The sequence below is a fragment of the Stenotrophomonas sp. YJH_SMC_119 genome, from assembly GCF_059368315.1.
In genome coordinates this window covers 1-13,277 of record NZ_JCAFRP010000017.1, presented here as the reverse complement: position 1 = coordinate 13,277, position 13,277 = coordinate 1, and the positions used below count along the sequence as shown (strand labels likewise).

Annotated in this window: 10 protein-coding genes; 4 read left to right on the top strand and 6 right to left on the bottom strand. The window is 68.7% G+C overall.

From position 1 onward, the window contains the following. Positions 1-335: 335 nt before the first annotated feature. From AC5P6S_RS19005 to AC5P6S_RS18980, 6 genes are all read right to left on the bottom strand, one after another. Complete coding sequence (locus AC5P6S_RS19005) at positions 336-734, bottom strand: hypothetical protein (protein WP_005411700.1); 399 nt, start codon at positions 732-734, stop codon at positions 336-338. A gap of 61 nt (positions 735-795) precedes the next feature. After that, entirely contained in the window at positions 796-2,835 is a 2,040-nt protein-coding gene (locus AC5P6S_RS19000; protein ID WP_049396522.1) for an FUSC family protein, read from the bottom strand. A gap of 3 nt (positions 2,836-2,838) precedes the next feature. Next, positions 2,839-4,308 carry an efflux transporter outer membrane subunit gene (locus AC5P6S_RS18995; RefSeq protein WP_043035327.1) on the bottom strand — a complete coding sequence of 490 codons (1,470 nt, stop codon included), beginning with the start codon at positions 4,306-4,308 and terminating at the stop codon, positions 2,839-2,841. Then, positions 4,305-5,222, bottom strand: a complete 918-nt coding sequence (locus AC5P6S_RS18990; RefSeq protein WP_005411697.1) for an efflux RND transporter periplasmic adaptor subunit — start codon at positions 5,220-5,222, stop codon at positions 4,305-4,307. Before AC5P6S_RS18990 ends, AC5P6S_RS18995 begins: the two co-directional genes overlap by 4 nt. Next, positions 5,219-5,428 (bottom strand): DUF1656 domain-containing protein, encoded by a 210-nt coding sequence (locus tag AC5P6S_RS18985; RefSeq protein WP_005411696.1) that lies wholly within the window; start codon positions 5,426-5,428, stop codon positions 5,219-5,221. The genes AC5P6S_RS18990 and AC5P6S_RS18985 overlap by 4 nt, the downstream gene beginning before the upstream one ends. Positions 5,429-5,537: 109 nt before the next feature. Further along, positions 5,538-5,993 carry a MarR family winged helix-turn-helix transcriptional regulator gene (locus AC5P6S_RS18980; protein WP_012481667.1) on the bottom strand — a complete coding sequence of 152 codons (456 nt, stop codon included), beginning with the start codon at positions 5,991-5,993 and terminating at the stop codon, positions 5,538-5,540. 686 nt (positions 5,994-6,679) lie between these two features. On the opposite strand from AC5P6S_RS18980, the gene folE reads away from it, so the two are divergent. The 4 genes from folE (at position 6,680) to AC5P6S_RS18960 (ending at position 12,958) form a co-directional block, all read left to right on the top strand. After that, a complete protein-coding gene (gene folE, locus AC5P6S_RS18975) occupies positions 6,680-7,291 on the top strand; it encodes a GTP cyclohydrolase I FolE (RefSeq protein WP_004141296.1) in 612 nt (203 codons plus the stop codon). Between the two features lie 112 nt (positions 7,292-7,403). Next, positions 7,404-8,873, top strand: coding sequence for a DUF3375 domain-containing protein (locus AC5P6S_RS18970; RefSeq protein WP_005411693.1), 1,470 nt, complete (start codon positions 7,404-7,406; stop codon positions 8,871-8,873). After that, positions 8,860-9,561: a DUF4194 domain-containing protein gene (locus tag AC5P6S_RS18965; RefSeq protein ID WP_005411692.1), complete on the top strand. Its 702-nt coding sequence runs from the start codon at positions 8,860-8,862 to the stop codon at positions 9,559-9,561. Before AC5P6S_RS18970 ends, AC5P6S_RS18965 begins: the two co-directional genes overlap by 14 nt. Positions 9,562-9,577: 16 nt before the next feature. Next, positions 9,578-12,958: an ATP-binding protein gene (locus AC5P6S_RS18960; RefSeq protein WP_012481665.1), complete on the top strand. Its 3,381-nt coding sequence runs from the start codon at positions 9,578-9,580 to the stop codon at positions 12,956-12,958. Positions 12,959-13,277: the final 319 nt, after the last annotated feature.

Genomic DNA, 13,277 nt, shown 5'->3' with positions numbered 1-13,277 from the left:
CATGCCGGGATCTACCGTGTCGACCAAGGTCGACACCCACCAGAGCAGAACGCCGTGCCGGCAGATCGCAGGAAACTGTCGAAGGCGGGGTGGGTCCGGGTGCGGGGGCGTGAGCCGCATGGGCCCGAGGCATGCCTCGGGCGGGTTGGGCAGGACGCCCAACCCCGGTCTTGCCGTGTGCGCAGGACAGCGCACACGAGCAAGCGGCGACCAAGCCCCCATGGATGGGTTGACGGCGTCCCCCTCAACCGGACCCACCCCGCCATCCCAAGGAATACCCGCTTTTGACGTTGACGTTGCCTCGGCAGGTGCAGGGCGCAGCCCTGCCGCCACACCTATTCCGCGATCAGTACCAGCCCATCCGGGAACACGATCGCCGCTTCATCAGCACTCACGTCGAAGAAGCCCACGCCGTGCTTCTCGGCCAGGTCCTGCACGCGGCCGTGCGCGCGCTCGGCCACCGAGTACGCGAAGGCGCCATAGATCACCTGCCGGCCGATGCTGTACTCGGTCACTTCGGCACGATCGTCATCGTCGTTGCTCAATGGGCCGTCCATCGGCGGGAATTCCTGCGCCATCTCCGCGAACCACGCTCGCAGCGCGGGGCTGCTGACTACCGGGTCGTCGTACTCGTGGCGTTCGTTCCACTGCGTCTGCTTTTCGAACCAGGCGATGAATGCCGTTGCCTCACGTGGGGCGGCACTGGCCTCGAACACCATCATGTCGTAACTCATTGAACCATCCTGCTGCCGTGGCGAAAGGCTGCCGGGCATTGCCCGGCGCCACCGATCATTATCAGGCTGATGCAGCGTCGGCGTCCGCCCACCCCGGCGCCAGCGCCTTCGCCTCCGGGAACAGCGCGAAGCGCAGGCCGATCAGGCCCATCAGGGCTTCATCGCGGGCCTTGCAGGCGGCCACGCTACCGACCCGGGCCAGCGAAGTATCCAGCCGCTCGCGCAACGCGTCGGCCGCCACAATCGGCTTGCGCGCGGCGATCTGCCGTCGGTAGTGCACGGCGACCTCTTCCAGAATGTGCTCGACCGCCTCGCGACTGCGCTCGGGCAGTTCCAGCCGGGCGCGGCGCAGCTGCAGGATGTTCAGGCCGATGCGTGCTTCATTGAGCATGTCCACCGAGGCGATGTCGCTGCCTTCCGGCGTCGCCGCCAGGCGCGGCGCGAGCAGGCCGAGCAGGTCAAGCATGCGCGCGGCGAAGCGCTGGCGGTCCTGCTGGCCACGACCTTCGGCGGCTTCGGCCAGCGTGGTCCAGCCCTGCCGCACCAGCCGGCGCGCGGTCCACTCGGCGCCCACCGAACGGAACAGGCGGGTCATCACCACCGCAAAGCCAATGCCGATGAACATCGCGATGGACGAGTTGAGGAAGGTCTGGATGTTGGCGCTGTAGGTGTTCTGCAGGCTCAGCAGCGCGGCCAGGTTGACCGTCAGCGGCAGCGCGAACAGCGCGCTCTTGGGGTGGTGCAGCATCAGCCCCAGCGGCAGGAACGCCACCGCCAGCACCAGCGCCAGCAGGCCGAAGTCGTGCACGGCCGGGAACACGCCGAACAGGTACACGCCGGCCACCACCGAGGCGACCATCGCCCACACCAGGAACGACACCATGCTCGGTGCCGGATCGTCCTGCGCGGCGAAAAATGCGGCGGTCACCGCGGCCATCATCGCGCCGTTGCCGCCGCCTTCCCACCCCAGCGCGATCCACAGCACGCAGTAGCTCATCAGCGCCGCGCCGGCACTGAGCGCGGAGAACAGCGCCATGCCATAGTCGACGTGCTTGTCGGCGGCCACGCGTTCGGTGCGGATGCGGTAGTGCGCACGGTCCAGCGGCGCAGTGCCCTGGTCGATCGCGTGCTGCAGGGTGCGGCAGTCCTGCCACAGGTCCACCAGCTCCTCCAGGCGCAGCAGCAGGCTGGCCAGCTGCAGGTGCTGCAGGTCGCGGTCCACCTGCGGCTTCAGTGCGCTGATGCGCGCGCGCAGGCGCGCGTACTCGCTGGCGTTGGTGGGCCCGTCCAGCCAGTCATGGATGTCGTCGACCAGCGCCGGCAGGCCTTCCGGCAGGGCCTGGCCATCGCTGCGCAGTGCGCTCAAGCGATCGGCAATCGAGGACAGCACCGGCAACAGCAGCAGCATGCGCTCGCGCAGCCGCTCCATCGCCACGGCCGAACCGGCATGGCGCGGGTCGTCGCGGCGCAGGAACTCGATCAGCGCCTCGAACTGCACCAGGTCGGCGGCGAGCCGGTTGCGCGGCGCGTGCGCGCGGCCGCGTTCGAGGATCTGCCGGCACCACTGCGCCGCGTCCTCCATCCAGTTGCCGATGCGGGCGCGCAGCATCGGGCGTACCGAGGCCGGGAACAGCAGCGAAGCAAACAGCACTGCCACCACGGTGCCGAGGATGATCTCCTCGCTGCGGGCCACCACGGTGTCGAAGATGGTCTCCGGCGAGGTCACGGCCGGGAAGCCGATGAAGGCGGTGGTGTAGCCGGCCAGCAGGAACGCGTAACCGCGCGGGCCGCGGTTGAGCAGGGCCATGAACAGGCACCCGGCCAGCCAGATCGACATCGCCGCGCTCAGCACCAGCGGCGTTTCCACCAGCGCCGGCAGCACCAGCAGGGTAGCCAGGCCGGCCACCAGGGTGCCAACGATGCGGTACACGCCCTTGGCGCGGGTTGGGCCCAGCAGCGGCTGGCTGACGATGTACACCGTGCCCATCGCCCAGTACGGGCGCGACAGGTTGCCGGCCATGGCGATGTACAGCGCGGCCACCGCGGCCAGGTAGGTCTTGATCGAGAACAGCCAGGCCTGGCGATCGGTCAGCGCGTTCATGGCTTACTTCGCCGAGGCCTGTGCGGTGGACGGCGCGGGCGGGGCAACCGATGCCTGCCAGCCGCCACCCAGCACCAGGAACAGATGGATCTGGTCGCGCGAGACCTGCGCTTCGGCGGCGGCCAGGGTGGCGTCGCTGGTGGCCAGGCTGCGGTCGGCATCCAGGCTGGACAGGTACGGCGTACGGCCACCCTGGTACAGCCGGCGGTTCTGCTCGGCGGCCAGTGCGGCCTGCTCCTGCGCGATGCGCAGCGACTGCAGCCGGCGCAGGTCCTGCGCATAGCGGTCCAGCGCGGTCTGGGTCTCGCGCAGCGCCTGCAGCACGGTGTGGTCGAACTCGGCCAGCGCGGCATCGGCACCCGCCTCGGCGGCGTGGATGCGTGCGTGCGTGCCGGACGACGGCAGCGTCCACGAGATCAGCGGGCCGATCGACCACTGCTGGGTCATCGGCGTGCCGAAGTCTTCCAGCAGGCCGGCGGCACCCACCGAGGCACCCAGGCGGATGTCCGGGTACAGCTCGGCGGTGGCGACCCCAATCCGCGCCGTGGCCGAGGCCAGCTTGCGCTCGGCCTGGCGCACGTCCGGGCGGCGCTGCAGCAGCGCCCGGCCATCACCGACCGGCAGCGGCTGCGCCAGGCCGGGGGCGTGCGCACAGTCGATCACGCCGGCTGGCAGCTGGCCCGGGGTTTTCCCAAGCAGCGCGGCCAGCGAATAGGCGGCCGCCGAACGCTGCGCGCGTAGCGGCGGCAGTGCCGCCTCCAGCAACGCTACCTGCGCATTGGCGCGGGCCAGTTCCGGCGGCGTGCCGCGGCCGGCCGCGATCAGGCGCTCGGTGACCGTGCGGCTGCGCTGCTGCAGCTGCAGCGAATGCTCGGCCACGTGCAGTTCGTGGTTGGCGTGGCAGATTTCCAGGTAGCTGTCGGCGACCTGCGCGACCACGCTGACCTGGGCCAGGTCGCGCGCCGCAGCGACCGACTGCTCGTCGGCACGCGCTGCCTCGGCGCCGCGCTTGAGCTTGCCGAACAGGTCGAACTGGTAGCTGACCGCGAACTTGCCATCGGCCAGGTTGATCACCGGCAGCTCGTGCTCCTGCAGGAACGATTCGGCCGACAGCTGCGCGCGGCTGACACCGGCCTCGGCCTCGTACTCAAAGCCACCGGCGTCCAGCGCTTGTTCGTACATCGCCGCGGCACGACGCAGGTGTGCATCGGCGGCCTTCAGTTCCACGTTGTCACGCAGCGCCTGGGTGATCAGGCCGTCCAGCACCGGGTCGTTGTACAGCGACCACCAGCGGTCGGGCAGCGCCTGGTTGGCGGCCACCTGCGGGTTCTGCGTATCGATGAAGGCTGTATTGGCCTCCGGGCGCTTGAACGCCGACCCTTCCGGCAGGGCGTAATCCGGGCCGACGGTCCTGCAGGCCGCCAAGCTGGCCAGCGCAACGATCAGACCGAGACGGGGCAGGGCGGCGTTCACAGGCCCGCCTGTGTCGGCGCAGTGCCGGCCTTGTCGTTGTGCGGATGGCGGCCGGTGTCCACGGTCACCGTGGCGGTGCGGCCGGCGATCAGTTCCACGCCCTTGGGTACTTCGTCGATGGCGATGCGCACCGGAATGCGCTGTGCCAGCCGCACCCAGTCGAAGGCCGGGGTCACGTTCGGCAGCAGGGTGCTGCCGTTGCTGCGGTAGCGGTCCTCGATGCCGGCGGCGATGCTTTCCACGTGGCCACGCAGCGGGGCCGACTCGCCCATCAGGCGGATGTCCACGCTCTGCCCCGGGGCCACGCCGCGCAGGCGGGTTTCCTCGAAGTAGCCATCGATGCGGAACGAGCCGGTATCCAGCAGCGCCAGCACCGGCTTGCCGGCCACCACGTAGTCGCCCACGCGCAGGGTGCGGTCGTTGACCCGGCCATCGGCCGGCGCGCGCACCTCGGTGCGGCCCAGGTTGAGCTCGGCCAGGTCGACCGCCGCCTGTGCGGTGGCCAGCGCCGCCTGTGCGGCCTGCAGCTTGGCGCGGCGCACTTCGGCGTCCTCGGCGGCGACCAGGTCCTGCAGGCTGCGGTCACGGCCGATCTCGCGGCGCAGCTGCGCCACCGATGCCTGGCGCTCGGCCAGGTTGGCGCGGGCCTGCTCCAGCGCGATGCGGTAGCGGGCGCGATCGACCACGAACAGCAGGTCACCCTTCTTCACCGCCTGGTTGTCGGCCACCTGCACCGTTTCCACCAGCCCGGACACGTCCGGCGCCACCTGCACCACGTCGGCACCGACATGGGCATCGCGGGTCCATGGCTCATCCATGTAATAGACCCAGAGCTGGCGCAGCACCAGCAGGGCGATGATCACGGCTGCGCTGGTGAGCAGCACCGGCAGGGTCTTCTTCACGATCTTGTTCACGATTGCATCCAACGCAGGAGGTGGAACAGCAGGCCAAGCACGATCCCGTACAGCGCCAGGTTGAACAGTGGCGGGTGCCATATATGGCGATAGGCACCGGCACGCTGCAGCAGCGCATGCAGGCCGCTGTTGACCAGGTAGGCCAACAACATCAACCCGAGCAGGGTCGGGACGAACACTCCGTGGAGACTGAATTCACCGGGCATCGGTAGGGGCGGGGGCGAGGTGGGGGGAGGGGAGGAACAACGAAACAACGGCAACGGGCAAAAGCCGCTGGCGTGTGCACGGCAGCGGCGGTGTTCAGGGGCAGCGGTCTTACGTGATGCGGTCGGCGGCCTCGGCCAGCAGGCGCCATGCCTTCAGCACGGCGTGCAGTTCATCCATGGAAAGCTCGCCGAACACGTCCTGGCGCAGGCCGATCAACTGGTCTTCCAGCTCGCTGACCAGCGCGTGGCCCGCGTCGGTCAGCCACAGCAGGTTGGCGCGGCGGTCGCTGGCGTCGCTCTCGCGGCGGACCAGGTCGCTGGCGCACAACTTGTCCAGCAGGCGCACCAGGGAGGGTCCTTCCATGCCCAGCTGCTGCGCCAGCGCCACCTGACGGATACCACCGCCGGAGCGGCCGATCATCAGCAGCGGCATGGTGCAGGCGGTGGAGATGCCGTAGCTGCCGAGCCGGCTGTCGGCCAGGCGCTGCCACTGCCGCCCTGCGTACAGCAGGCCGGAGCTGAGCTGCATCTGCAGCACGGTGCGCTCGTCGAGGGGTCGGTCCATAAGAGATAGATAGGATACTACTAATTTCATTCCTATCAATAGGTTTTTCTGAATGGGTGGGTGTAGTGAGGAAAGCGTTGCGCCTGCCTGGTGTCGGGTGGGGCAGCGGGCGCCGGACGGTGCAGGACACGCCGTGAACCCCCCTCCGGGGTCCGGCCCAGCCGCTGGCGGCTGTGCGTTCGGGCGCTTGCGAGGCATGCCTCGCAAGCAAGCGCCCTCACCCTTGGGGGCTCGGCCGCGGCATCCATGCCGCGGACGGTCCTGCCCCGCCCGGCCCCCGCGGCCTTCCCATCCCCCCGCGAGCGCGGTGGGTTGGCTCTTGGAAGCAAGAGCAGAAGCAGTGCGGACCAACGGTCCGCACCCACCAAAGCACAAAACACCACAGCAGCGGCGCGCCGATTCCGAAGCCATGAACCCCCGCTTTTGCCCCCGCTTTCGGGCGGTCCGGCCGCGCCCGCGGGAAACTGTCAGGGATGGGGAAGGGCGGCAGGGCAGGACCGTGAGGCGCATGGATGCGCCGACCGAGCCCCCATGGATGGGTTTACGGCGTGTCCTGCCCTGCCGCCCTTCCCCATCCAGACCCGTAACAGGCAGGCGCCGCCAGACCCCCGATGAACCCGACCAACAGGACGACCCACCCCCCGGTCGGGTACGATGCTCGCCCCCCGTTCGGGACGCTGTACGCAATGAGCAAGAACAACGAAAAGGCCGCCCCGCAGGGCGACGTGACCCAGGACCAGGCCGAGGATGCCGTGCGCACCCTGCTGCGCTGGGCCGGTGAGGACCCGTCCCGTGAAGGCCTGCTGGATACCCCCCGCCGTGTCGCCGAAGCCTATGGCGACTGGTTCAGCGGTTACCGCGACGACCCGCGCGCCTACATGGAGCGGACCTTCGAGGAAGTGGCCGGCTACGACGAGCTGATCGTCCTGCGCGACATCGAGTACGAAAGCCACTGCGAGCACCACATGGCCCCGATCATCGGCCGCGTGCACGTCGGCTACCTGCCGGCCGGCAAGGTGGTGGGCATCAGCAAGCTGGCCCGTGTCGTCGAAGCCTACGCCCGCCGTTTCCAGGTGCAGGAGAAGATGACCGCGCAGATCGCCCAGTGCATCCAGGATGTGCTGCAGCCGATCGGCGTCGGCGTGGTCGTCGAAGGCGCCCACGAGTGCATGACCACCCGCGGCATCCACAAGCGCGGCGTCAGCATGGTCACCTCCAAGATGCTGGGCAGCTTCCGCGACGACGCGCGTACCCGCGCCGAGTTCCTGCGCTTCATCGAAGTGGGCGGCAAGCGCTGAGCCGCTTGCCCGCACCACGCCGGCTCCTGCAGGCCGGCATGCCCACGGCTGTCCACGCGGCAGCTGTGCATGGCGGTTTGTCCCTGTCAGCCCTACAGACTTCTTTCGCTGCATGAAGCATCGCGAACGCATTGCCCGTTACCGCCACCTGCGCGAACAGCCCCAGTGGAAGCTGCTTGCCGCCGACCACGCTCCGGAAATCATCGGCCTGCTGCAGGGCCTGCTGATGGACGGCGAGCGCACGCTGCCGTCCTCGGTACTGAACGAGCGACTGCAGCGCGCGCTGGACCAGCTGGCCGGCGATGAACTCTCGCGCGAGCTGCCGCGCACCGCCCAGGCCTACATCGCGCACTGGCTGGCCCAGGGCTGGCTGGAACGCCGTCTGCCCGAAGGCGCCGACCAGGAGCAGTACGAGCTGGCGACCGCGGCACTGCAGGCGATCCGCTTCGCCGACGGCCTCGAGCAGGCCCGCGTGGCCGCCACCGAAAGCCGCCTGGCGCTGGTCATTGAGCAGCTCTCGGCGCTGGCTGCGCAGACCGAAGCCGATCCCGATGCGCGCCTGTCCGCGCTGCACGACGAGCGCGACCGCATCGATGCCGAAATCGCCCGGGTCGGCACCGGCCGCGTGGTTGCGCTGGACGGCAAGCGCGCGCTGGAACGCACCCGCCAGATCATCGGCCTGGCCGACGAGCTGACCGAGGACTTCCGCCGCGTGCGCGATGACTTCGAGCAGCTCAACCGCGATTTCCGCGAACGCATCATCGACGACGAGGGCGAGCGCGGCGATGTGCTGTCGCAGCTGTTCGAAGGTGTGGATGTCATTGGCGAAAGTGACGCCGGGCGCAGTTTCCAGGCCTTCTGGCGCCTGCTCAACGACGCCGAACAGAGTGCCCAGCTCGATGCCGCGCTGGAAGCGGTGCTGGCGCGCGGCTTCGCCCGCCGCCTGGACCGCAACGAACGCAACTTCCTGCGCAGCTTCACCAGCACCATGCTCGAGCGCGGTGGCCAGGTGCACGACGTGCTGCAGAACTTCGCGCGCAGCCTGCGCGGCTTCGTGCAGAGCCGTGGCTACCTGGAACAGCGCCGCCTCAACCAGTTGTTGAAGCAGGCGCAGTCCGAAGCGCTGGCCCTGCGCGACGAATTCCCCGCACAACGCGGCATCGGCCGCGACCTGCAGCTGACCACCAGCCGCCTGCGCTCGTGGTCGCAGTGGAAGCTGCATGATCCGCGCAGCGCCCAGGTCGACGGCAATGTCGAGTACAACGACGCGGCCGCGATCAGCCTGGAGAGCGTCGGCGACCTGGTCGCTTCGTCCGAAATCGACTTCCGCACCCTGCGCCGCGACCTGCACGACCTGCTCGATGCACAGCCGCGGCTCAGCATCGCCCAGGCCCTGTCGCAGCGCGAGGCGCCGCAAGGTCTTGGCAGCGTCATCGGCTATCTGTCGCTGGGCACGCGCTTCGGCAACGTGGTCGCCGGCGAGCAGGAGCTTGCGCAGTGGCGTGGTGGCGACGGCCAGGTCCGTCGCGCCCGCATCCCGCTGGTTTGGTTCACCCAGGAGAGACGCCATGAGCTGGCATGAAGATCCCATCGACGCAGCGCAGGCCGACGTGGCGGAAGACGCCTACGAGGCCGAACCGGTGGCGGCCGTGGCGCAGCCCCGCCGTGGCAACGACGTCTATTACCTCGGCGACACCGGGCGCCTGCCGCTGGATGCGCGCCGCGCGCTGTGCCAGCTGCTGATCGGCCCCAGCATCGACCAGCTGCGCCACGCCAAGCTGTGGCCGGCACTGATCCGCAGCGAAGCGGCCATCCGCTCGTCGCTGGCGGACCTGTTCCTGGAACTGGTGCTCGACCGTGACAGCGGCGTGGCGTTCACCCGCCAGGCCGATACCGAAGACGTCGATGCGCCGGTGCTGCTGCGCACCTCGCCGCTGACCTTCATCGACTCGGTGCTGTTGCTGTACCTGCGCCAGCAGCTGGCCGAAGCCGATGCGCGCGGCAACCGCGCGGTGGTCGCCGATGCCGAAATGGCCGAAGCACTGGCCATCTACGAAAAGAACCTGTCCACCGACCGCGCCGGCTTCAACCGCCGCGTCGCCTCGGCGGTGCAGAAGATGAAGGACAACCACATCCTGACCCGCCTCAGCGGCCAGGAAGACCGCCACGAAGTCTCGCCGGCGCTGAAGCTGCTGTTCTCCGCCGAAGACGTGTCCCAGCTCTCGGCGGTCTACCGCCAGCTGCGCGAAACCCCGGCCGCCGAGGCCTGAGAGACCCGACCATCGCATGGCTATCTCCAAGCACACTCCCGCCCTGTTCAACGAAGGCCTGCCGGACCCGCGCCTGCAGCAGTTCCGCATGCGCCGCCTGCAGGTACACAACTGGGGCACCTTCAACGGCCTGACCGAAGTGCCGATCGCCGAGCGCGGCTTCCTGTTCGTCGGACGTTCCGGCTCGGGCAAGTCGACACTGCTCGATGCCATGTCCGCGCTGCTGACGCCGCCGGCCATCGTCGACTTCAACGCTGCCGCGCGTGAAGCCGAGCGCAGTGGCCGCGACCGCAACCTGGTGTCCTACGTGCGTGGCGCGTGGGCTGACCAGCAGGACAGCGGCACCGGCGAAATCGCCACCCAGTACCTGCGCAAGGGCGCCACCTGGACCGCACTGGTGCTGGAATACCGCGCCGGCGACGGCCGCGTGGTCAGCTTGGTGCGCCTGCTGTGGATCTCCGGTAACGGCACCTCGGCCGGTGACGTGCGCAAGCACTACATGATTGCCGAGCGCCCGTTCGACATCGCCAAGGATCTTGGTGGGTTCGACCTGGACCTGCGCAAGCTCAAGCAGAAGCTGTCCGACCTGCACCACTTCGACACCTTCTCCGGCTACGCCGAGCGCTTCCGCGACCTGCTCGGCATCGACAACGAGATGGCGCTGCGCCTGCTGCACAAGACGCAGTCGGCGAAGAACCTGGGCGATCTCAACGTCTTCCTGCGCGACTTCATGCTCGACACGCCGAAGACCTTCGACGCCGCCGAGCGCCTGGTCAGCGACTTCGCCGAGCTCGATGGCGCGCACCAGGCGGTGGTCACCGCCCGTCGCCAGGTGGAGACCCTGCTGCCGGCACGCGCCTACTACAACGACCTGAAGGAAATGCACCGCCGGCGCGGCGACGACGAAGCCCTCAAGCTCGGCGTCGACAGCTTCCGTGAAAGCCGCCGCCAGGCGCTGATCGAAGCGCGCCTGCGCGAGATGGACGTGCGTGACCGTGGCCTGCTTGGCGAAGAAGCCCAGCGCCGTGCCGCACTGGACAATCACACCGAGCGCCTGGCCGAACTGGAACTGCAGCGCCGCCAGCAGGGCGGTGAGCGCATCGAAGAACTGGAACGCGAGCAGGGCCGCGCCGAAGCCGAGCGCGACCGCCGCCAGGCCAAGCGCGAGCAGGCAAGCCTGGCCGCGCAGCAGCTGGGGGCCGAACTGCCGGACGACGCACACGGCTTCGCCGAACTGGTTGAGCGCGCACAGAACGAGCTGCAGGACCGCCAGCGCGCCTCTTCGGCGCTGGACGATGCGATCAGCGATCGCCTGGGTGGCAAGCGCGATGACGAGCGCCGCTTCGGCGAGGTCCGTGCGGAACTCGAAGCGATGCAGCGCACGCCCTCCAATATCCCGGCGCCGATGCAGAAGCTGCGCGCGCGCCTGGCCGAGGAAACCGGCATCGCCGAAGCGGCGCTGCCGTTCGTCGGCGAACTGATCCAGGTCCGCTCGGAAGAGCAGGGCTGGCAGGGTGCCATCGAGCGCGTGCTGGGTGGCTTCGCGCTGTCGCTGCTGGTCGACGACAAGCATTACAACGACGTCGCCGAGTGGGTGAACCGTACCCACCTGGGCATGCGCTTCACCTACTACCGCGTGCGCCGCAACGATGATGCGTTCGCCCGTGAGCCGTCGGCGAAGTCGCTGCTGCACAAGCTGGAACTGCGCGAACACGTGTTCGAAAGCTGGCTGCGCCGCGAGCTCGGCAAGCGATTCGACTACGAGTGCGTGGATGCCAAGCAGCTGCGCAACGTCGACCGCGGCATCACCCGCGAAGGCCAGGTCAAGCATCCGGGCGACCGTTTCGAGAAGGATGACCGCAGTGCGGTGGGCGACCGCCGTCGCTGGATCCTCGGCTTCAACAACCACGACAAGGTGGGCGCCTTCGAGCGCGAAGCTCAGGAACTGGCCAAGCGCATCGCCAGCTGCGAGACCGACATCGCGCGCCTGCGTGGGCAGCGTGACCGCGACAACGAACGCCGCCTGGCCTGCCACGAGCTGGTCAGCATCAGCTGGAACGAGATCGACATCGCCGCCCCGCAGCAGCGCCTGAGCGACATCGAGGCCACGCTGCGCGACCTGCGCGAAGGCAATGCCGACCTCGCCAAGCTGGCCAAGCAGATTGACGCCGTGCGCGCCGACATCGAGCAGGCCCGCCGCACCTATGAAGACGTCCGCGTCGAGCGCGGGCAGCTGGTCAAGGAACGCGACCGCCTGGACCGCGCGCGCCAGCAGAGCCGTGCGCTGGTGCTGCCGAGCCTGGCCCAGGAGCAGGAAGCCGGCCTTGCCGAGCGCCTGCAGGAGCAGGGTCCGCTCAGCCTGGAAACGCTGGAAGCGCACATGCGCCAGGTCAGCAACGCGCTGAACGAGCAGCTGTCGTCCTCGCAGCAGGACCTCAACCGCATCGAGAACCAGCTGATCGGCTGCTTCCGTCGCTTCATCCAGCAATGGCCGGAGGAATCGGGCGACTTCACCGTGTCGGTGGCCTCGGCCGAGGACTTCCTCGCACGCCTCGAACGACTGGAGCGCGATGGCCTGCCGCAGCACGAAGAGCGCTTCTTCGATCTGCTGCAGAACCAGAGCAAGAACAACCTGCTGGCCCTGCAGCGCCACAGCGCCGAGGCCCGCAAGTCGATCGGCCAGCGCCTGGACGAAGTGAACGCCAGCCTGGAACAGGTGCCGTTCAACCGCGGTACGTTGCTGACCATCGAACTGAGCGACCGTCGTCTGCCGGAAGTGGGCGAGTTCCAGCTGCAGCTGCGCGAAGTGCTGTCGCAGCAGCAGACCGAGCAGCGCGAGCTGGCCGAATCGCAGTTCACCGTGCTGCGCCAGCTGGTCAACCGCCTGGGCTCGCAGGAAGGCGAGGACAAGCGTTGGCGGGAGCTGGTGCTGGACGTGCGCATGCACGTGGAGTTCATCGGCGTCGAGCTGGATGCGGAAACGCGCCAGCAGGTCGAGATCTACCGCAGCGGCGCCGGCAAGTCCGGTGGCCAGCGCCAGAAACTGGCTACCACCTGCCTGGCCGCGGCACTGCGCTACCAGCTCGGCGGTGCCGACAGCCAGCTGCCCAGCTACGCCGCAGTGGTGCTCGACGAAGCCTTCGACAAGGCCGACAACGAGTTCACCGCGCTGGCGATGAACATCTTCGACAACTTCGGCTTCCAGATGGTGGTTGCCACCCCGCTGAAGTCGGTGATGACACTGGAACCGTTCATCGGCGGCGCCTGCTTCGTCGAAATCAGCGGCCGCCACGACTCCGGCGTGCTGCTGATCGAGTATGACGAGGAAGGCAAGCGCCTGAAGCTGCCCGAGCGCAGCCGCCAGCAGGCCAACGAACCGGAAGAAGCCGACGCCTGACCTGGCCGATTGAAGGGGAATGCCGGCCAGTGGCCGGCACTACATGGGCGGGGTTCATGACCCGATCGGATGGGGATGCCGGCCAGCGGCCGGCACTACCCATGGGCGGGGTTCATGGCCCGATCGGATGGGAATGCCGGCCAGCGGCCGGCACTGCCCATGGGCGGGGTTCATGACCTGATCGGATGGGGATGCCGGCCAGCGGCCGGCACTACCCATGGGCGGGGTTCATGGCCCGATCGGATGGGAATGCCGGCCAGCGGCCGGCACTGCCCATGGGCGGGGTTCATGACCTGATCGGATGGGGATGCCGGCCAGC